18 protein-coding genes are annotated in these 22,148 nt (G+C 36.0%); 11 read left to right on the top strand and 7 right to left on the bottom strand.

Features of this window, described 5'->3' with window-relative positions; translation table 11 throughout:
* Positions 1-156 precede the first annotated feature (156 nt).
* Positions 157-669 carry a YceI family protein gene (locus BW946_RS16120; RefSeq protein WP_062675631.1) on the top strand — a complete coding sequence of 171 codons (513 nt, stop codon included), beginning with the start codon at positions 157-159 and terminating at the stop codon, positions 667-669.
* A gap of 79 nt (positions 670-748) precedes the next feature.
* A complete protein-coding gene (gene ygiD / locus BW946_RS16115) occupies positions 749-1,576 on the top strand; it encodes a 4,5-DOPA-extradiol-dioxygenase (RefSeq protein ID WP_076597144.1) in 828 nt (275 codons plus the stop codon).
* 73 nt (positions 1,577-1,649) lie between these two features.
* On the opposite strand, the gene BW946_RS16110 is transcribed toward ygiD, so the two are convergent.
* The 4 genes from BW946_RS16110 to BW946_RS16095 all read right to left on the bottom strand — a co-directional run bounded on the left by BW946_RS16110 (position 1,650) and on the right by BW946_RS16095 (position 6,357).
* Positions 1,650-3,131: a S8 family peptidase gene (locus BW946_RS16110; protein WP_076597143.1), complete on the bottom strand. Its 1,482-nt coding sequence runs from the start codon at positions 3,129-3,131 to the stop codon at positions 1,650-1,652.
* Positions 3,132-3,222: 91 nt separating this feature from the next.
* Positions 3,223-3,669, bottom strand: a complete 447-nt coding sequence (locus tag BW946_RS16105) for a GNAT family N-acetyltransferase (RefSeq protein ID WP_076597142.1) — start codon at positions 3,667-3,669, stop codon at positions 3,223-3,225.
* A gap of 68 nt (positions 3,670-3,737) precedes the next feature.
* Complete coding sequence (hutH, locus tag BW946_RS16100) at positions 3,738-5,225, bottom strand: histidine ammonia-lyase (RefSeq protein ID WP_076597141.1); 1,488 nt, start codon at positions 5,223-5,225, stop codon at positions 3,738-3,740.
* Positions 5,226-5,346: 121 nt separating this feature from the next.
* On the bottom strand, positions 5,347-6,357 hold the full coding sequence (locus BW946_RS16095; protein WP_076597140.1) for a helix-turn-helix domain-containing protein: 1,011 nt from the start codon (positions 6,355-6,357) through the stop codon (positions 5,347-5,349).
* A gap of 334 nt (positions 6,358-6,691) precedes the next feature.
* Between BW946_RS16095 and BW946_RS16090 the strand changes: the two genes are divergently transcribed.
* From BW946_RS16090 to uvrC, 5 genes are all read left to right on the top strand, one after another.
* Positions 6,692-7,129 (top strand): transposase, encoded by a 438-nt coding sequence (locus BW946_RS16090; RefSeq protein WP_317043160.1) that lies wholly within the window; start codon positions 6,692-6,694, stop codon positions 7,127-7,129.
* Positions 7,093-7,446 (top strand): hypothetical protein, encoded by a 354-nt coding sequence (locus BW946_RS16085; protein WP_076597138.1) that lies wholly within the window; start codon positions 7,093-7,095, stop codon positions 7,444-7,446. Before BW946_RS16090 ends, BW946_RS16085 begins: the two co-directional genes overlap by 37 nt.
* 27 nt (positions 7,447-7,473) lie before the next feature.
* Positions 7,474-8,064, top strand: a complete 591-nt coding sequence (locus BW946_RS16080) for a hypothetical protein (protein WP_076597137.1) — start codon at positions 7,474-7,476, stop codon at positions 8,062-8,064.
* A 40-nt stretch (positions 8,065-8,104) separates the two neighbouring features.
* A complete protein-coding gene (locus tag BW946_RS16075) occupies positions 8,105-9,217 on the top strand; it encodes a hypothetical protein (protein ID WP_136521066.1) in 1,113 nt (370 codons plus the stop codon).
* 147 nt (positions 9,218-9,364) lie between these two features.
* Positions 9,365-11,158 (top strand): excinuclease ABC subunit UvrC, encoded by a 1,794-nt coding sequence (gene uvrC / locus BW946_RS16070; protein WP_076597135.1) that lies wholly within the window; start codon positions 9,365-9,367, stop codon positions 11,156-11,158.
* A 413-nt stretch (positions 11,159-11,571) separates the two neighbouring features.
* On the opposite strand, the gene BW946_RS16065 is transcribed toward uvrC, so the two are convergent.
* Genes BW946_RS16065 through BW946_RS16055 form a run of 3 tightly spaced genes read right to left on the bottom strand, consistent with a single transcriptional unit; the run spans position 11,572 to position 14,303 of the window.
* Entirely contained in the window at positions 11,572-12,318 is a 747-nt protein-coding gene (locus tag BW946_RS16065) for a hypothetical protein (RefSeq protein WP_076597134.1), read from the bottom strand.
* A 10-nt stretch (positions 12,319-12,328) separates the two neighbouring features.
* Positions 12,329-13,411 (bottom strand): putative type IX sorting system protein PorV2, encoded by a 1,083-nt coding sequence (locus BW946_RS16060; protein WP_076597133.1) that lies wholly within the window; start codon positions 13,409-13,411, stop codon positions 12,329-12,331.
* 13 nt (positions 13,412-13,424) lie between these two features.
* Positions 13,425-14,303 carry a DMT family transporter gene (locus BW946_RS16055; protein WP_076597132.1) on the bottom strand — a complete coding sequence of 293 codons (879 nt, stop codon included), beginning with the start codon at positions 14,301-14,303 and terminating at the stop codon, positions 13,425-13,427.
* Between the two features lie 387 nt (positions 14,304-14,690).
* On the opposite strand from BW946_RS16055, the gene BW946_RS16050 reads away from it, so the two are divergent.
* From BW946_RS16050 to BW946_RS16040, 4 genes are all read left to right on the top strand, one after another.
* A complete protein-coding gene (locus BW946_RS16050; RefSeq protein WP_076597131.1) occupies positions 14,691-16,319 on the top strand; it encodes an acyl-CoA carboxylase subunit beta in 1,629 nt (542 codons plus the stop codon).
* Positions 16,320-16,658: 339 nt separating this feature from the next.
* The gene (locus BW946_RS16045) at positions 16,659-18,881 is read left to right on the top strand and encodes a SusC/RagA family TonB-linked outer membrane protein (protein ID WP_228402625.1); all 2,223 of its coding nucleotides are present in this window, start codon (positions 16,659-16,661) and stop codon (positions 18,879-18,881) included.
* Between the two features lie 60 nt (positions 18,882-18,941).
* The gene (locus BW946_RS21710) at positions 18,942-19,799 is read left to right on the top strand and encodes a hypothetical protein (RefSeq protein ID WP_228402623.1); all 858 of its coding nucleotides are present in this window, start codon (positions 18,942-18,944) and stop codon (positions 19,797-19,799) included.
* A 22-nt stretch (positions 19,800-19,821) separates the two neighbouring features.
* On the top strand, positions 19,822-21,477 hold the full coding sequence (locus BW946_RS16040; RefSeq protein WP_076597130.1) for a SusD/RagB family nutrient-binding outer membrane lipoprotein: 1,656 nt from the start codon (positions 19,822-19,824) through the stop codon (positions 21,475-21,477).
* The last annotated feature ends 671 nt before the right edge of the window (positions 21,478-22,148 follow it).

Raw genomic sequence — 22,148 nt, 5'->3', positions numbered from 1 at the left:
TTTAATTATTGGAAAGGTATAATATTCACTATTCACTTGCGAAGCAAAATTGATGATTAACAAAAAAATCTCATTTCTTATCCTATATCAATGACTTGTATAGGTACGCTGTCCTAAATTTGCATCATTAATAACAAACAAAAAATACAAAATACAATGGCAACAAAATGGATTTTAGACCCTACGCATAGTGAAATTACTTTCAAAGTAAAACATATGATGATCTCTAACGTAAAAGGAAGCTTCAGAACTTTCACCGCTGAGATTGAATCTGAAGACGAATTCTTTGCAAATGCAAAAACCACCGCTACGATCCAGACGGATTCTGTGTTCACCAACAATACAGACAGAGATAACCACTTAAAGTCTGCAGAGTTCTTCAATGCTGAAGTACATCCTACAATTACTTTTGAATCTCAGGCATTAAACAATTCTATTGTTGGAAATCTTACCATCAACGGAATTACAAAACCTGTGAATCTTGATGTAGACTTCGGAGGAATTAATGTAGATCCATGGGGAAATACAAAAGCAGGTTTCTCTTTTGAAGGAAAAATCAGCAGAAAAGATTTCGGATTAAACTGGAATGCAGCTCTTGAAGCAGGAGGTGTAATGGTAAGCGATGATGTAAAAGTAGCTGGTGAATTACAGTTTGTAAAACAGGCATAGTAAATAACATATATCTTAAAAGGTTCAGGGATTTGTTTAAAAGCCTTGGACCTTTTATTTTTTATAATCTTCAATATTTATGAACCTCAGCGATCTTCAAAATATAAGCAACGGTTTTAAAAGCACACAGAGAATGCCTGTTTTATTTCTTGGACATGGTTCACCAATGAATGCCATTGAAGAGAATCAATTTGTACAGGGTTTCCGGAAAGCTGCTTCAGAAATTCCTAAACCTAATGCAATTCTCTGTATTTCTGCCCACTGGTATACAGACGGAACTTTTGTAACGGCTATGGATATGCCGAAAACCATTCATGATTTTTATGGCTTTCCAAAAGCCCTTTTTGATGTGCAGTACCCTGCTCCCGGCAGTCCGGAACTGGCCAAAGAAACTGCAGAATTACTTCTTCCTGTAGATGTGGAAGAAGATCACAGCTGGGGACTGGATCATGGTGCATGGTCGGTTATCAAACATATGTACCCCGAGGCAGATATTCCTGTTATCCAGTTGAGTATCGATCATACAAAACCTCCTCAGTATCATTATGATCTTGCAAAAAAGCTGAATAAACTTCGTGAAAAGGGCATCCTGATTATCGGAAGCGGAAATATTGTTCATAATCTCCGCCTTATCGACTGGAAAAATATAAATACAGTGGGAGCCGGCTGGGACTGGGCAGTGGAAGCCAGAGAAAAAACCAACAACTGGCTTCTGGATGGAAATTTTCAGAATATTATTGATTATCAGAAACAGGGAACTTTCTTACAATATGCTGTTCCTACGCCTGATCATTATCTTCCTTTACTGTATACTTTAGGGTTAAAAGATCAATCCGAAGACCTTGCGTTATTTAACGATGAGCTTATCGGCGGATCATTAAGTATGACAAGTGTAAGGATCGGATAGCCATCTCTATATTAAAAACAAAAAAGGAAATACCTCAGCTGAGATATTTCCTTTTCTTTTATAAGGCTATTATTTATTGCACGGCTTTTAAAACATTGATGTTTCCATAACCATAGCTTGAATTCACATTAGGATAATAGGTTGCAGACTGTCTCATTTTAGTAAGAACCTGATCTCTTGTCCATGATGGATTTTTAGCCCAAACCAGCGCTGCAATTCCCGCCGTAGCTGCAGTAGCTACCGAAGAACCACCCACATAATCTGCCTGGCCGTTGTAATAGCTCAGAACCGGAACAGTATTTCCTGAAGCTCTTTCCATCTGGAAGGTAAAATCAATCTGGCTTCCTGAATGGCACACATCACATTTCTGATTGGAAGTATTCTCTTTTACACCGGTTATCGCCTGAGTTTCCGGCATTGATGCAGGAAAAATTACTCCGACAAAGCTGGTAAAGCTGGTTGAAGTACCTCCGGCACAGAAAATCAGTTTCCCTTTAGAATAAGCATACTTGACACCGTCCTCAATTTTTCCAACGGAGAAGATGTGCCCCATTGACATTGAGATGATCTTCACATTGGTATTGTTACCCAGTTCCGTGAAAGCTGTTTTTACAGCAGTCTGCTCACTGGATGTTTCAAGAACAACATTTTCTGCTGCTCTGTAGGCGATCAGATTGGCATTATAAGCTACTCCTACAGGTAATCCTGCATTATTTCTGGGAGCTGCCATTACCGAAGCCATTTTCGTTCCGTGCCCGCACTGATCTCCGGATCCGTCTGAGTTATACACTCCGTATTTACTGATTGTTCTTCCCGAAGAAGCTCCACTATTAAAACTTCCTCCCAATAAAGACTGTTCTGGTGAAACTCCCGTGTCAATAAGACCTATTGTAACACCTGCTCCGGTACTGTAGCTCCATGCATCAGGAATATTGTGCTTAGCAAAAGCCCAGGGTATCTTTGCACTTGGCGCCGTTGAAGTATAATCTGCAGTGCTTAATGTAGATGATGAAAATCCGCATCCCGACGAACCGCTTCCTGAAGATTTTGCAGCTGCATTATATTGAGCTTCAAATTCAAAATAATGATAATCTGCAGGTTCTACATATCGGATGTTTTTCATTTGTCGAAGAGCGGAAACAGTTTCTTCATTTTCTATCACAACATCCATCTGATTAAGATACTGATCTGAAAGAAGAAGGAAATTTCTCTCTTCTTTTCCTTCATATTTTTTGATTACAGAAAGAACTTCTTTTTCGATATCATTACTGTTTGGAGATTTACTTCTGTCGAAATCATCTTTTGAAGTTCCAAAACCGATAGATACCATTTTATTTCCACGGAAAATAGCACTCCATACGAAATGATCAGATTCATTCTTCCAATTAAAAGTACCGTCCGTTTTAATTGCCTGATTGATCCTTTCATTGATCTGTTTTGCTGTCAGCGGATCTTTCTGAGACATTTCAGTTCTTACATTTTCGTTCTGAAGATCTTCTCTGGAACACGAGTTTAGGGCAAAAAATATTGCCAGTAGGAATACAGTTTTTTTCATATGTTATAATTTTGATTAGAACCACAATATAACACTTTAATGAGAATTAAAAATTTAAAAAAAATGAATTTAGCATGACATGAATATTAAATTATAATACTTTTTCGTAGCAGACACTTTGCTCTATTCCAACATATTGCCCATAATTGGATATTTTGTAAAAACCGTTTTTCTCATAAACAGAGATGGCGCTTTTAAGATCCCGGGAAGTTTCCAATATGGCTTTTTTAAAGTTCAATTCTGCTGCCCAGCCTGCCAGTTCTTTTACAATAGTGGAACCTAATCCTTTTTTTCTGAACTCCGGATGGGTAAACATCCTTTTTATTTCTACGCTATCTTCTGAAAAGGGCTTGAATGCTCCACACGCTGCAGGAATACCATCTATATAAGCTACGAGACAGTTTTTAATGGTATCAATTGTATTGAACTGAGCAAAGAAGCCGTCATCTTCTCCATTATGCTCAGCTAAAGTAGCATCAAGGGATTTTACAAGGTTTTGAAAATCTGTGTTGGTGGAATCTGTTCTGAGTATATGCATTTAGTTTGATTAAAATATTAATGAAAACAAAAAAAGCTCCCATTTCGGAAGCTTTGATTTTATTTGAGTTAATTGACAATGAATTTTCTTTCATTGATCAACTCTGCAATTGCTAACATATCTTTCCCAATCAACCTGTCATCTTCCAGCTTGGCAACTTTGGAACGAAGAATAGTGAAGTTTTCTTCAATTACTTTAGAACATTTTGCAGGTCTTCTGAATTCAAGTCCCTGAGCGGCAAACATCAGCTCAACAGATAAAATATTCACAAGATTTCCAAGCACCTGATTGAATTTTCTTCCTGAAATACTTCCCATAGAAACATGATCTTCCTGTCCTAAACTTGTAGGAATAGAGTCTGCCGATGCAGGGAAACATAATGTCTTATTCTCTGTAACCAAGGCTGCTGAAGTATATTGAGGGATCATAAATCCGGAATTCAATCCTGAGCTTTCTGTTAGTAATCTTGGAAGTCCATACTTTCCTTCTAGCAATAAGTAGCTTCTTCTGTCTGAAATATTCCCCAATTCTGCGGCGGCTAAGGTAGCATAGTCTAAAGGAAGTGCCATCAGCTGTCCGTGGAAGTTTCCGCCTGAAATAGATTCTTCAGCACTTAATACAATCGGGTTATCAGTAACGGAATTTAATTCTGTTTCTGCCATTCCTTTAAGGTGCTCAAAAGCATTTCTACTGGCTCCGTGAACCTGTGGTACACATCTCATGGAATAAGGATCCTGAACTCTTTCACAATCTTCGTGAGCTTTTAAATTTTCTGATCCCTTTAAGAACTTAAGCATTCTTGCAGCTACTTTTTTACTGCCTTCAAAAGGTCTGATCTCGTGAAGCTCTTTTTTGAAAGGGCTTGCAGAACCTCTGTACGCTTCAATACTCATGGCCGCAGTCATATCCGCCAGGTCCAGTAAATATTCAAATTTCTCAAGTCCCTTGATTGCATGAGCAAGGATAAACTGCGTACCATTGATCAATCCTAATCCTTCTTTGGGACCTAAAGCTAATGGTTCAAGGTCGTGTTTTTTAAGAATATCTATTGTTTCGAAAACCTGATTTCCTTCCCAAACCTGTCCTAAACCAAGCAAAGGCAGTACAAGATGTGCTAATGGAGCAAGATCTCCTGAGGCTCCTACAGATCCCTGTTCAGGAACCACCGGAATGATATCTTTCTCAAGCATCAGAATCATTCTTTCAATTACTTCCAGGGAAACGCCTGAAAATCCTTTCGAAAGAGCATGTACTTTGGCAATCATCATAATCTTGGAAAGCTCTTTATCAATAGGCTTCCCTACACCCACTGCATGAGAAATGATCAGGTTATATTGTAACTGAGCGGTTTCGTCCGCTGAAATTTTAGTATCACATAATGGTCCGAATCCTGTATTGATTCCATATACACATCTGTCAGACTCTACTATTTTCTGTACGTTTTTCTGAGATTTTAAGATTTGTTCTTTTGAAGCTTTATTAAGCTTTGCTTTATTTGGTTTTTTACAGATTTCCAGAACATCATGGAAAGTAAAAACATCTACTCCGTATATCATTTCTAAAAAATTTTCTTAAAATTACGCATTTCACCATTACTGTTAAAACTAAATTCAGAAGAAGCTTATTTTTATGTAAAAAATCTGAAAGGCATCTTCATTTTCTATATTTCATACTACATTATTCGTACAAAGCATATGATTCCGGCTCAATGGATTTAATAAACTCAGAAGGAGTTTTGTTTTCTATCTGTTTAAAAGCTCTGTTGAATGTTGACTGATGCTTAAAGCCTGCTGTCATATAAATATACATCAAAGTATATTTGGGATAATTTACCTTTATTTCCTCCTTGATGTAGTTAATACGGTATGAATTGATCAGGTTTTTAAAATTCATTCCGGTATTAATGCTTATGGCTCTTGAAATGTAGGTGGTGTTGATCCCAAAATTGTAAGAAAGATCCTGAATGCTGTAATCATGCTTTTTCCAAGGCATCTGATGATCGAGATAATCAATGATTTTTTTGTAAATTTCATTATACATTTCTGTGTTTTTCTCCAGTACATCATTTGTATCTTCCGCTACTGAGGTAAATGCATATTGCGGACCATCAGTAAAACTATTCCGAACGATAAACTTTTTCTCCGTAATCTTGCTATTGTAAAAAATAAAAAACAACGCGACTACAAGGAAAGTAAATAATATTTTAAACTTACTGAACTCTAAAGCACTTTCATTTATAAGCACAGGAAAAAAAGACTGTGGTATTATGGTAAAAAAAATAAGAAAGACTCCAATAATAAGCGTACTTAATACTAAAGCGCGGAATCTGTATAAATTATACGTCCCCAAAGGCAGTAATGCAAAAAACAGAATGATTTCCGGGGCTTTTTTCCAGAATAAAAACAAAATCCCATATAAAAAAATGGTCTTTACAATCATATAATAATTTAGAAAATATTTCAGCACCTGATATTCCAATCTGTAAATAATCATAGTTAGCATAGACAAAAAAAGCAGAATACCCAGCATTATGAAAGCAACAAGATTTTGTCCTTCACAATAAAAAACAACTGTGTGAACAGACAGCACAACAAGAAGCAGAAGATTGTAATGAAAATAGTACATCTTAAGCAACTGATCCAGGGATGAGGGACCCGAATTAAGGAACTCTTTTACATTTAATTTCATAGGGTTTATGTTTCAGAGGTTATCATTTTCATAAAGGTAGAGATTTCATTTCACAAGCACGAAATAATTGCCAACGAAAACGACAATAGCAATCAATTTATAAATTAACTAATTTAAAAATTTAAAAATCAGTTATTTACAATTTATTAAGTTAAATAATAAAACTATAAAATTTACATAAAATGGTTTATATAACCACCTAAATTTGCAATACTATTAATGAATCTCTAATCATATTCTATTATTTTCCTGAAAAATGATGATTAAAGTCAAGTGAAAATATGTGTTCAGGTTGGGATAAATACCACAAGTGTTGAATTAAAATTTATTGATGATGTCTTTTGATATAAAAAATATCCACATCGGAAAAATCATCCGGCAAAAAGCAGAGGAAAAAGGAATTGAAACCAAACGGATACAAAATTTTCTCAACTGTTCAGAAAACGAAATACAGAAGATGTATGAAAATCCAAGCATTGAGACCGATCTCCTATTGAGATGGAGCAAACTGCTTAAGTACGATTTTTTCAGGATTTATGTGCAGCACATCATATTATTTTCACCACCTGAAAAAATACAAACTGTAAAGAAGCAAAAACAGTCTGTCCCTGTTTACAGGAAAAATATTTACACAAAAGAAATTATAGATTTTATCCTGGAACTGCTGAATGAGAAAAAGAAGACCAGAACACAGATTATCGGAGAGTATAGAATTCCTAAAACAACATTATACAAATGGATAGAAAAATACAATCACTCAAAAAAAATCTAGCCGCTCCTGATTACAGGAAGATTTATACCGATATGATTGAAATGAAATACCAGGAAAAGAAAGAAAGCTGTAAAGCTCTGCTGGATAGACCTAATATTTCTTTTCTGGAAATTATAGAGATTGAAAGAAAATTAATGGGTGTAAATATCTCTGGTCCGGAGGACAATGGAAAATTCAGGGCGTATGATGACAAAGCTATTATTCAGATCTTAAAATATCAGAAAAAGAACAGATTAACGAACATCGATCTTTCCAGAGAATTTAAAATCAGCAGAAACTCTATTGCAAAGTGGAAAAAGATGTTTGTTGAAATATAACCTTCCATAATAACGAAATCTTTCGTCATGATAAAAATAAAATCACCAGATCGCAAATGGATCGCAAGCTTTTCGAAAAGCCTGCTGGTGATTATATTCTTATTCCTATGCCAGAAGGCAAAAACACAAATTTATATTGGTGAAGGAACCTGCGTTTATGTACTGGATGATACTGCACTCGACGCTGCAGCCATTTCTGTGGAAGGAAAGGGAAAATTGATATCCAATAAAACAGCAAATGATGAAAAAGCTGTAAAAGTTGCTTTACAGGTTAAAAAAAACAGGCCAGACGAGCAAATAAAGAAAAGCGAGACCAAATCAAAAAAAGAAAAGCAATATGAAAAGATTGTAAAAAATTCATATATCTTTCAACAAAAGAGAAATAATTCGCAAATTAGTGTTCAAACCTCTTCTTCATGCTGTTTTGTTATTCCATCTCCTTTAACTATAAAAAAAATAATACATCCCGTTTATTTTGCAAAAAATTCTCTTGAGTTATATGTCTATACCAATCATGCTGTAAATCCAAATTTCAATAACTCAAAGATAGGCTCTTCAGATCATAAAAAAAGATTTGATATAAGACCTCCCCCACTATATTTTGTTTACCCTCGATAATAATAACAAAATAATTTATCTTCAATTAAAAAAAATAAAAATGAAAAAAATATATTTAGCTTTACTAATGGCTATAGTTTCCCCTTCTTTTGTTTTAGCACAAGTAGGCATTAACACTCCTACTCCGGAAGCCACACTAGATATCCGCGCAAAAAACCACACCAGTTCAGGGCCGGGTGCTGTTACTGCAAACGATGGTATTTTAGTTCCAAGAGTGAATGACCTTGCCGTTAATGGAACAGTTAACGGACAGCTCGTGTATCTTATCACGAATGCAGGCACTTTTTCACAGGGATTTCACTATTGGAATGGTACGGTATGGAGTCCTCTCGACATGACCAATGATGCTTGGACCAACGATATAACTTCATCTAGCGTTAAGATCGGTACAAAATCGGACGGCACTGCAAGAACTGCCGGAACTGAATTTGTTGCGACAGACACAGGAAGAGTAGGAATTGGAACTACCGATCCTAAGGTAACATTACAGGTAAATGGTCTGGCTTCTACAGCAACTGTTCCTGACGGATTTACAACACCAAGATTAACCCGCTCTCAACTTTCCGCAAAAGACGCTTCTTACGGAACAGACCAAAACGGAACTCTTGTTTTTGTAACTTCATTAGACGGATCTGCCATCAATAAAGTTTCTAATGTAACTTCTGTAGGTTTGTATTTTTACGATTCTCCAACAAACAAATGGTATAATGTGCGAAATTCGTCTTCCGGCCATGTAGAAGGATTCAAAATCATTACCGGAACATACAGCCCTGCAACACCTTATACCATTCAGCCAGATGATTACATCCTTATTCTGAGATTCAACACAGCGTCTACCGGAGGAGCTTCATCTGGCAATATCGGGAACACGAGTCCTTTTATTAATACAACGGCGAATATGATTTTGCCGGATCCTACCACGTGTCCGGGAAGAATCCTGCATTTCATTAATGACAGCGATAGGCTTGGTTCCAGCACAGGAGAAAGCGCGTTTACAAATTATCCCATGCTTGGTGCTATTACCGAGACCAACAGTTACAATACCAAAAGTTCATCATTGAATTATGAAGTCCAGACCGGGCAGAATTATTCGCAATGGAGAATTATCAGCGATGGTACAAGATGGATTTCTTTACAGGTCGTAATTGTATAACACAAATATCAACAACACAAATCTATGATTAAAAGAGAGAGGCTGTCTTTAAAAAGCAGTCTCTTTTTTTATGGGAAATCAACACTTCCGAAAAGCATTTGTTTTCTGCTGTTTTTTTTCTGAAACTAAATTCCTTAATTTTGTTATATGAATCCTTCTTTAGAACTACAGCTCAAAACTTTACCATCCGAACCCGGCGTTTATCGTTATTATGATAAAAACGAACAGCTTTTGTATGTTGGGAAAGCTAAAAATCTTAAAAAGAGGGTTCTATCTTACTTCAATAAAAACCTTTCCGGATACAGGATCAAAATAATGGTCAGCAAAATCCAGAGACTGGAAACCACGATTGTCAACAGTGAATATGATGCTTTGCTATTGGAAAATAATCTGATCAAGGAGTATCAGCCGTTTTATAATGTCATGTTGAAGGATGACAAGACCTATCCATGGATTTGTATCAAAAATGAAGATTTTCCTCGAATTTTTCTGACCCGAAATATGATTAAAGACGGATCAGAATATTACGGTCCGTATGCAAAAGTACGTCCTGCAAAAATATTGCTGGATACTATAAAACACATTTATAAGCTTAGAACATGTAACCTGAATCTTTCTCCAGCCAAGATTGCGGATGGAAAATATAAAGTCTGTCTGGAATATCACATCAAAAACTGCGAAGGGCCATGTGAAGATCTTGAAAGCAAAGAAGATTATGACGAAAAAATAGATGCCATCCGCGGAATTATTAAAGGAGATTTCCGGAAAGCAAAAGATTATCTGGTGAATCAGATGATGAAACTGGCTTCCAGTCTTAAATTTGAAGAGGCTCAGATTATTAAGGAAAGACTGGATATTCTTGAGGATTATCAGGCCAAAAACACCGTAGTAAATCCCAATATTGATGATGTAGATGTTTTCGGAATGACGAGTGATGAGACCGCTGCTTATGTCAATTTCTTTAAAATCAGAAACGGGAATATCATCCAGAGTTTTACTACTGAGATCAAAAAGATTCTTGAAGAAACCGATGAAGATATTATGGAGGAAGCTCTGATTGAGATTCGCCAGAAGTTTTCTTCCGATTCTAAAGAAGTTCTTTTACCATTTCATCTTTCTGTAGAAATCCCAAATGTAAAGCTGATTGTTCCTAAGGTAGGAGACAAAAAGAGAATTGTAGAGCTTTCTGAAAAAAATGCTAAAGAATACCGTCTTGAAAAACTGAAACAGGTTCAGATTGTAGATCCTGAAAGGCATACCAACAGAATCATGGCCGAAATGCAGAAATTGTTGAGAATGCCTGTAGAGCCAAGACATATTGAAGGTTTTGATAACTCAAATATTCAGGGAACGAATCCTGTGTCTGCATGTGTTGTTTTTAAAGACGGAAAACCGAGTAAAGCAGATTACAGAATTTTCCATCCTAAAACAGTGGAAGGACCAAACGATTTTGCAACAATGGAAGAAGTGATCTACCGCCGTTACAAAAGAATGCTTGATGAAGGAGAAAGTCTTCCTCAGCTGATTCTTATTGATGGCGGAAAAGGGCAACTGTCTTCTGCTGTAAAAAGCCTGAGATTACTAGGTCTTTATGGAAAAATTACTATTGTAGGGATCGCTAAGAGACTTGAAGAAATTTTCTTCCCGGAAGATCCTATTCCTTTATATCTGGATAAAAAATCTGAAACATTAAAAATCCTTCAGCGTGTCCGTGACGAAGCTCACCGGTTTGGTGTAAAACATCACAGAACGAGAAGAAAAAATTCTACAATAAAATCTGAACTGGAAGAAATTCCTGGGGTGGGGGAAAAAACTATTGAACTGCTTCTGTCTAAATTAAAGTCCGTAAAACGTATCAAAGAGGCCAATCTGGAGACTCTGGAAGAAATTTTAGGGAAAAGTAAGGCGAAAGTAATCTGGGAATTTTTTAATACCAATTAATTATTGCGTGGTACCTACTGTTAAATTTTCTTAATAAAAATCCTCTCTTCATAGGATTTTACGGCTATTTGCTATTTCATTAACAGGGGATTAAAAAAACAATTATTTTTCAACATAAAATGAAATAAATCAATAAAAAAGATATATTAATAAATATTTTACTAAATAATAGCATTATTTATATTTTATTCATAAATTAGTATTATCAACTAATGACGATAATACTATGAAAATGATCTCCAATTTATCAATCTTTTAAATTTAACATTATACATCTTTATGATAATCGTTTTTTCTAAAAAAGATAAAACCACTTTCAAATTTCCGGAACTATGAAAAACACATCAGCATATATATTATAAAAGGCTCTTTTTTTCAAGAGCCTTTTATGTTTTTATTTCTGCTTGTGAAAATTATTTTGCCACAAATACTTCTTTGGAATACCTTCCGTCTGCCTGCGGAATATCTATCACAATATTCCTATTTTCAAAATATCCGATAGTGGTATTCCCATCAGCCATTTTTACAAGGAAAACAGAGCTCTTTGAAGTTGCTTTGAAAACAGCAAACGGTACTGAGCTTCCGGATTTTGCCAGAATAAACTGATTAGGCTCAATCTGTATTTTCTGAAGATCCAGTTTTCCGTTTGAGTAATCGCTCCCCTCCTGATTTGTTGTTGATGCCACAGGCTCAGACTGTGAGAAATTCTGAGCAGCATTACTATTGTTAGCAGCAGGCAGCATTTCTACCGGGTTGGAGAATGCTACATATGTTAAAGCCTGCTTCAATGCATCAGGAAACCCCTCTTCAAATTCTTTTATATCTGAACGTCCTTTAGATTCAAAAATCACCTTTTTGTTGCAGTCTCTGAACTGTAGAATTACTTTATTTGTAAACAAGCTCTTATCATTCAATACTTCAGCATTAGCTACATTACATGAATTATTTTTAGCCTCAGATGGCCATTTATCCATAGCCTCAGTTAAAATTTCATATTTCTTTTCCTGTAACACTTTAGCAAGATAAGCTTCCAATCCGAAACTGCTATTCTTAAAGGTTTTAAATTTTTCAGGAATCACCACATATCTATAGTCGGTAATCTTTTGGGTAAAAGCCAATGTTGAGCTTACTACCAACATCAGCATTAATAACTTTTTCATTTCTATAGTTTTAATCGTTTCTGAATGCTCCCATATCCAGTTTTAAAGAGAAGAAATTGGAATAGAAATTAGATCCGCCAATCCCCGAATTCGTAATGGCATAATCCAGCGTTAGCCCTCTATATCTGATCCCAAGACCCGCACTTGGCTGGAAAGAAACTTTTCTTTTAAGATCCTCTATATCTGTAATAGACTGGAATCTGTTGATCCCCAATCTTACAAAAATCATTTTCTGATAGCCTAATTCAGCTCCGGCATATGGACTGATACTGGCAAAGTCGGTAGAAATTAATGACGCTGTTTTAGCAAAATCCACATTGATCCCGGCTTCCGGTAATACATAAACACTGCTATTGATTTCGAATAATTTGCTGGCACCTACATTGAGTTTAGGCATTGTAAGTTCCAGTTTATCTTTAGGAGCAGGGTTGAATTCCTCACCGTTTACAACAGTAGAAAGTTCTTTCTGATTGATCGTCCAGAAGTTTACGGTAGTGGTGATATCTCTCACCATTCCTCCAAACTTCCAGCCGTTATCTGCCTTATAAATTGCTCCAACATCGAACCCAAAACCATAACCACTCGCAAATTTACCCACATTTCTATAGACAATTTTAGCATTCACCCCAACATCCAGTTTAGGATTCCCTCCCGGTCTGAATGCATAAGAAAGAATAGCTGCATAATCGGATTGGGAAAACTTGGTAATTTTATCATAATCAATGTTCCCTTCAGAATCGATCATCTGAGTTGTATTCAAAATATTATCTACCCCAAGTCTTACTACGGAAACTCCAAATACGCCTTCTTCAAGTACTTTTGCATAAGCCAGATAATCATACTTTGCGATAGACTCAAAGTATTCAGCATGCATTGCTGCTCCCTGCCAGTCTCTTTCAACAGACATCAAGCCTGCCGGGTTCCACATAGGAGAATATACATCATCCTGGTTGCTAATTACCGCCCCTCCCATAGCAAGCCCTCTTGCTCCAGCTCCGATATTTAAGAACTCATTGGAATATTTCCTGATAATCTGAGATTGAGAAAGCCCAAACAACAGTGAAAATGCAAGTAAAAAATATTTTTTCATCATATAAATTTGATGCTTAGTTTAAGTTTTTAGTTTTTCTGGCTTTTATTAATCCATTTGCAATGATTGCCAGTATCATAACACCTGAAGCGACATAAAATATCGGGCTCATATGTTCTGATTCCCCAAAGATAAAAAAAGCTAGTATAATTCCGTAGACCGGCTCTAAATTAACTGTTAAAATTAACGTAAAAGGTGATATATATTTCATTAAATTAACAGATTCCAGCATTGGAAAAGCAGTAAAAACACTGGCTAACAAGCATATTAACGCCAGATCACTATAGTTTATTTCGTTCATCTGAAAAATTTGCCCCGAAAGCAAATAAAATATCATTAAAATAAACCAACCACAGAAGATTTCATAAAAAATTATGTTTCCAGAACTTGTTTTACCAAACATCTTACCATTAAAAACAGAAAAAACAGTACCGAATACGGCACTCAGAATTCCATAAATAATGCCTTCTTTAAAATGAAACTCTGTCTTAAAGATCAATAATATACAAGCTACGATAACACTTCCCATTACCACTTCAGATACATCAATCTTTCTTTTAAAAATAACAGGTTCCAGAATGGAGGCAAAAAGTGTAGATAAGGAAAGACAGCTTAGCGCAATAGAAACATTGGAAACTTTAATAGAATAAAAAAAGCAATACCAATGGAGTGCCATGGCAAAACCTATTGCCGCCAGCTGAAAAAATATTTTTTTAGAAACCTTTATGCTTTCTTTTTTAAAAAACCTGATAAATACATACAGAAAGATAGAAGCAAACAACATTCTGTAAAATACAAGGATCTGGGCATTGGCTTGAATCAATTTTCCTAAAATTGCAGTGAACCCCCATAAAAAAACTATTAAATGCAACCTGAAAAGTGCCAATTTATGCATAACCTAACCCCTTTAAATTTTTAACGTGCAAATTTACAAATAGCAAACGCAAAATATTGATAAAAAGATAATTTTAATCTAAAAAAAGTTAAAAGAAATTAAAATAATAACTACACTGCCCAAAAAAACCCTGAAAATTTGTTAAACTTTCAGGGCCTTCAAATAATAAACTATTAAAAAAATAAACTAGGAACTTAGAGTAGTTTGCAGAGAATACCATCTCTGTTACTCTAGTGTAAAGTTAGAAAAAATATAAATTATTTAAAAATATTTTTTAGTTAAAAATTTCACAATTTACTAGAAACCAAATAATTAAACATCTGTTTTACTTCCAATTTATATTCCTCATAAAAATAGTATCTTTAAGCGTAAAAAATTGAAAATTTTATGGACATCGAATTCAATAAACGAGAAGATCAGAACAGATTAAAATTATCTGAAATAAATCGCTTACTCACCGAAATTAAAAAAGGTGGTGGTGAGAAGAGGCTTCAAAAGCTTCGTGATGAAGGAAAAATGACAGCAAGAGAAAGAATAGATTATCTTCTCGATAAAGATTCAGATTCCATAGAAATTGGAGCATTTGCAGGATACGAAATGTATCAGGAGCATGGAGGATGCCCTAGCGGAGGTGTTGTAGTGGTTATTGGCTACGTTTCCGGAAGACAGTGTATTATTGTTGCTAATGATGCTTCTGTAAAAGCCGGTGCCTGGTTTCCTATCACAGGAAAGAAAAACCTGAGAGCACAGGAAATTGCTATGGAAAACAAACTTCCAATCATTTATCTGGTAGACTCTGCAGGAGTTTATCTACCTATGCAGGATGAGATATTTCCGGATAAAGAGCATTTTGGAAGAATTTTCAGAAACAATGCTAAAATGAGTTCCATGGGAATCATCCAGATATCAGCTGTTATGGGAAGTTGTGTAGCCGGCGGCGCCTATCTTCCCATCATGAGCGACGAAGCTATGATTGTGGATAAAACAGGCTCTATTTTCCTTGCAGGAAGTTATCTGGTAAAGGCCGCTATCGGAGAAAGTATTGATAATGAAACATTGGGTGGAGCAACTACCCACTGCTCTATTTCAGGTGTGACGGATTATAAAGCCAAAGATGATAAAGATGCTCTGAACAGAATCAAAACCATCATGAAATCTGTAGGAACTACTGAAAAAGCAGGTTTTGACAGAATAGAAAGTTTCCCGCCAAGAGAAAATCCTGAAAATATTTTCGGAATTATGCCGGTTTCAAGAGCTGAACAATACGATACCTATGAAATTATCAAGTGTATTGTGGATAACTCCGAGTATGATGAATATAAACCAGACTATGGTAAAAGTATTATCTGCGCAACAGCAAGAGTGGACGGCTGGTCTGTAGGAATTGTAGCCAATCAGAGAAAGCTTGTTAAAAGCGGTAAAGGAGAAATGCAGTTCGGAGGAGTGATCTACTCTGATTCCGCAGATAAAGCAACCCGATTTATTGCAAATTGTAATCAAAGAAAAATCCCTTTAATTTTCTTACAGGATGTTACCGGATTTATGGTAGGTTCAAAATCAGAACATGGCGGTATTATTAAAGACGGAGCTAAAATGGTAAATGCGGTTTCCAACTCTGTAGTTCCTAAATTTACGATCATTACAGGCAACTCTTATGGAGCAGGAAACTATGCAATGTGCGGAAAAGCTTATGACCCAAGATTAATTGTTGCATGGCCGTGGGCAGATTTAGCGGTAATGGGAGGTGCACAGGCTGCCAAAGTACTGGCTCAGATTCAGGAATCTACCTTAAAAAAGCAAGGAAAAGAAATCTCAGAAGAAGAGCACAACGAAATTCTGGATACCATTTCAAAGAAATATCAGAAACAGACTGAATCCACCTACGCAGCAGCAAGATTATGGACAGATGCAATCATCAATCCTGCCGACACAAGAAAATGGATTTCTATGGGAATTGAAGCTGCTAATCATTCTCCTATCACTGAGAAGTTCAATCTTGGAGTCATACAGGTATGATATAATTGTTATCCTTTTTCAATAAATTAATCCCTTATCATATTGGCAAGGGATTCTTCATACGTATTAAATAAATTGACAATAAATAATTTACAGCCTCATATCTAATAGACAAAAGCTTATATCATATAAAAAGTAAAAAAATAAAATTTACAGATAATAGTATATGATCATTTTTTATATTTTTAATATTGATAATTACAGAAAATTATACATTAAAATCAGCATTGAAAAGAAAAACACAACTCAATAAATACTGACAATCAATACGTTACATTCGCATTTGTGCTATTGTACTATATTTTTTTTATATATTGCAATAAGCAAATGATGAACAAAATGAAACAATTAAATACAAGACATCCCTTGGCTGTTGGCGTTTTTTGTTTTCTATTGAGTACAAACCACCTAAGCGGTCAAAATGCGAAGAAAGATTCTATAAAGAATAAACAAATTGATGAAGTTGTTGTTACTGCACTTGGGATCAAAAGAGATCAGAGAAAACTAGGCTACGCCATTACCAAAGTAGAAACCAAAGACATTACCCAGGCTGGTGTCGTTAATCCTATGGAAGCCCTTCAGGGTAAACTTCCGGGTGTAGAAATTACGGCAGGCTCCGGAGGCCCGCAGTCCAGTGCCAGGATTCAGATCCGGGGAAATACATCATTAGGCAACAATAATCAGCCTCTGATAGTAGTTGATGGAGTAGTTATTGACAATGGAGTAACGGGTGCGGACTCCTGGGGTGCGGGTTATGATTTCGGTAATGAAATGAAAAACCTGAACTCAGATGTTTTTGAATCCGTTTCCGTATTAAGAGGAGCTGCTGCATCTGCTCTTTATGGCTCACGGGCTGCTAACGGGGTTATTGTCATTACAACCAAGAAAGGAAAAGGAACAAATGGATTGAGTGTCAGGATAAATTCTTCTCTTACTACACAGCATGTCTATGGCGGTCCCAGGTTTCAGAATGAATTTGGCGCCGGTATTGGACCCAGTTTTTCAACGGATGCTGACGGAAACCGTTTTATCGATCCTAACAATTTTTTTTATAGCTACGGGCCAAAATTTGACGGAAAACCAGTACAGGATATTGATGGCAGGACCATTCTGTGGAATCCCCAGCCGAATAACTATAAGAATATTTATCAGGTAGGGTTTGATCGTAAAAACTCATTTGAACTCTCAGGAGGAAATAAAAAATCTACTATTTTATTCAATTATACCAATCAGGAAGCAGACGGTATTCTTCCCCGTAATAAGTTTATCAAAAATGCCTATTTTATCCGTGGAACCCATCAGTTCAGTAAATATTTGCAGGTAGATGCAAGTTTCAACTATAACCGGTCTTTCGGGCAGAACCCCGTACCTCAGGGAGGAAATGAAAGTCCGCTCTTCAGCTTTATCTATGGCACTCCCAGAAGTTTTGATGCGGTTTATTGGAAAAACAATTATATGGATCCTGTAAATGGAGGAATGAAACTAGACAATGCAGATCCTTACGGTATGGCATCTACTTATTTTAATATTTTCCAGAATACAAGAACCCAGAAAGAAAACAATTATATAGGCAGGATCGAACTAAAATCCCAGCTAACAGACTGGTTAAACTTAATGATAAACGGCAACTTCAATAATTATAATTTTCTGAATGAATCTAAAATACTTGGAGAAAGCCCAGGATTTAATGGCGGTGGCTATAGTATTTTGGAAGGAAGAAAGGAACAGTATACTACGAAATTTTTATTGAATGCCAACTTCAAATTGTCGGAAAATCTTACCCTTAATGCATCTGTTGGTGGAGAAGATTTCAGATCCAAATACAAAGCCAAAAGGCAATGGACTAATGGAGGACTTAATTCTCCGGGCGTTTTCCAGATCCAGAACTCAATAGATCCGGCAGAAAGTGAGGTCTATTATACTGATGGTAATCAGTCCCCAAAAAGAATTCAGGGCCTGTACGCTTTTGCTAATTTCGGATGGAAAGACCAGCTGTTCATTGATATCACAGGCCGTAATGACTGGTCTTCCACACTGGCATATCCTGATGGACATGGAAGTATAAGCTATTTTTATCCTTCGTTTGTGGGAAACTGGATATTTTCCAATTCTTTTAAACTTCCAAATTGGATAAATTCCGGAAGCCTTAGAGGAAGTCTGGCATGGGTTGGAAGAGATACTTCACCATACAACACAAGCTCCGGCCTTTACTACAGACCTGATCCTTTAGCTTACAATTCCCCCGATGGAACACGCATTCCGTTAGTTGGCTTCAATAGTAACTCGCTTGCGAATTTAAATTTAAAAAATGAATTGAGCAGATCTGTAGAATTTGGATTAAATATGTCTTTCTTCAGTAACCGGCTGGATTTTGATGTTTCCTTTTATAAAACCAATACAACCAATCAGTTGTTAACTCTTTCCTTACCGCAAGAATCAGGACTCCGCCAGCAGCAGATTAACGCCGGAAATCTGCAAAACCAAGGTATAGAGGTAGTTGTGAACGCCATTCCGGTAAAACTTCCCAACTTCAAATGGAATACCACAGTTACATTCTCTTAAAACAGGGATAAACTTATTGAGCTGTATCCCGGTGTTACTGAATATGTATTAAACTGGGGTATGGGTACTGATGTAAAAAGTATAGCAATACCTGGCCAACAATATGGTTTGATACAAACCCAATATGCCTATGCCAGATATCAGGCTCTGGATGCGAATGGTAATAAAATTGATGATCCCAGAAACGGAATGAAAGTTCTTAAAACTGATGGTTCTTATCTGAGGTCAAATTCCTACCAAAATCAGGAATATACTACAGTAGGGAAATTAACTCCTGATTTTTTAGCCAGCTTCAGAAACACTTTCAAATATAAAAACTTATCTTTAAGTGTACTGATAGATGCAAGAGTAGGTGGTGATATTCTTTCTGCAACCTACAATTATGGTGTTCAGTTTGGCAACCTTTCATCCACATTAAAGTACAGGGATGAGGAAAGAGGAGGAATCAAATATATTGATTCCCAGGGCAACACTCAATATGGGGTAATTCCTGATGGAGTATTTGCCCAAAATTCTATCATAAAGGATAAACAAGGAGTCACCAGAGATGTAAGCGGTATGACTTATCAGGAAGCTTATGAAAAAGGGTGGATCAACCCCGTAAAAACATCATCCTACTACAACAGATTAGCCTCATGGGGAAATGGCATAAGGGAGCAGGCTATATTTGAAAATACATGGGTCTCCCTACGTGAAGCACGCCTTACCTATTCCTTTAAACCTGAAATGATCAAATCTCTTGGAGTAAATACCCTGAACCTATCCCTTATAGGCAGGAACCTATTTTATATTTATAATAAATTACCGGATGGAATAAACCCTGAAGGAAAATATTCCAACAGTGCAGGCAGCTTTGCGGAATATGGAGGCTCTCCTATGTCCAGATATTTTGGATTTAATCTGGATTTCTCATTCTAAATATTATAAAAAATAATCAAAAATGAAAAAAATACTTATACTTATTTTACCACTTCTCTTTTTCATATCCTGTACACGCGATTTTGCTGAGATTAATACCAATCCTGTAGATCAAATAAATGCTACCCCTGAAGAACTTCTTCCTTTAGCCATTATGAAAGGATATAATGCGAGTTTCGAATACTATTACGATTATTACCGTAGAATTATGCCATGGACTCAGACCCTGGTTCCCAGTACGGGTAATTCTTCACAGTTTATGAGTGACGGTTCCAACATGAATCAGAGGAAAGATATCTTTTATGGAGATCATGGTGCTTTACTTACAGACATCATTTATAAAATAGATCATATGCCCGCTGAAGAACAAAAAAAATACGTGAACATCAAAAGCATTGCCACAATTTTAAAAGTTTATTATGCATGGTATGTAACAGATGTGAATGGAAGCATGGCCTATACAGAAGCTTTTCAGGCACGCTATGGAGGTACACAGACTCCGGTATTTGAAACACAGGAACAATTATATGATGTTTTTGACAAACAGCTGAATGATGTTTATACGGCCATACAAAGCGCAGATCAATCTGTACAGATAAACCCCGGAGACAAAGATCTGTTTTTTAACGGAGATATAAGCAAATGGAAAAGGGTTGCCAATTCGTTAAGATTGAAAATTGCATCAAGGCTTATGAAAAGAAATCCAGCCAAACTGACCGCCATTGCTGCACAGGTTTTATCAAGGGATGAGATTAGCAGTACAGCATCAAGCTTCCTTTTACGCGCCAGAAGATTTACAGAGCATGGTAATTTTAATCCTGTAGGAATGTCTGCCTCAAAGCCTATGGTTGATTTCATGAACGAAAATAAAGATCCCAGAATATCTATCTTTTTTCAGCAGAATGATTATTCCCAAGAAAATATAAATAAACTTGTAGCTGCCGGTAAAATGAAAGCCACTATGGAAAATCAGCGTTATGTTGGCGGCCCAGTAAGCCCCAATATGGTTTCAGCCGATATGAGCCGTTATTATACTTCAGCAAAAAGATTATTAAATGGCGTAAATTATGATACGATTTCCAGATTGCAATATAGAATCTGGAGGCCGGAAAATACTTCAAAAGGTATTATTGGAACAGGAAATGCTATATTCCCAATTCTTACCTACGCAGATTATTCTCTGTTGAAAGCAGAACTTACAGCAAGAAATCTTATTCCGGGTAATACAAAAGATCTTTACGAACAAGGAATCAGAGCGTCTATTGAAACCTATAACTATATTGCCAAAGAAGCACTGGTAGATGATTACAAAATAGCGAGTGATGCTGATATTATAGCTTATCTCAATGAAGCACAGATTAAATTTACACCGTCATTGGCATTGGAACAGATTATCATTCAGGAATATTTAAATTATTTTAAACAGCCTAATGAAGTATGGTCCTTGATCAAAAGAACCGGAATACCTAATATTTCAACTGCTCTTAAGCTGGAAAATCCAATCAGTGAAGCCGGAATTCTATTAATAATGCCTAGAAGAATTGTTCTTCCCACTCCTTCAAAAGATAATCTGAATTATCAAAATCAAAAGAAAGCATTGGAGCAAATGAAACAGGATCCTGAATTTGGAGCCAGTGAAAGTGATATACAAGGCCGTATATGGTGGGATAAGAAATAAATGTACTGCCAACAATTATAGAAAAGTTAATTTTAAAAAAACTTTTTCTATTTGTAATCTATTAAAAAACACATTATACAATCTTCATAACTATTTAACTAATTGAAAGACCACCTAAACCAATAAAATTTATTGATTAGCAATAGGATCTTTACAATTTATTGTCGTACTAAGGATCTGATCCGCCATAACTTACAATCTTCATAATCTTAGGCTATTGGATCCTTATACGACTATAACTTTGGAGTTGGGTAATGAATAATGAATTTTAAGGATTCCAAAGGGTATCTATAAATTCTTTATTTAATTGTTTCATTTGCGCCGTTTCTTTCTACGGTGTTCATTCCGCAGGAATCCAGCCAACTTTATTAGAGTCTTAAGAGTTCAAAGGTTAAAAAAGCAAAAGTAATACTGAGTTATTTGATAATACTTTGTTCAGACTCCTGCGGAGTGACAACTGGAGTGTATGCTGTCCAGCATAAGTAATAAATGATAAGTGATAGTTGATCAATGATAGTTGATTGATGTATCGTTTATCAATTATTACTCATTGCTCATTATGTATGAGTTTAGGTGTTCCCTGCTTGGGTATAAAGCAAAAAAAAATCCTTTATCAATAAGATAAAGGATTTTTAAAAATAAAATAAAAACTGGCGGCGGCCTACTCTCCC

Origin of the sequence: Chryseobacterium sp. RU33C, from assembly GCF_900156015.1 — a bacterium.
GTDB lineage: Bacteria > Bacteroidota > Bacteroidia > Flavobacteriales > Weeksellaceae > Chryseobacterium > Chryseobacterium candidae.
The sequence above is the reverse complement of the archived record's forward strand: the minus strand, read 5'-3'. Positions and strand labels throughout refer to the sequence as shown.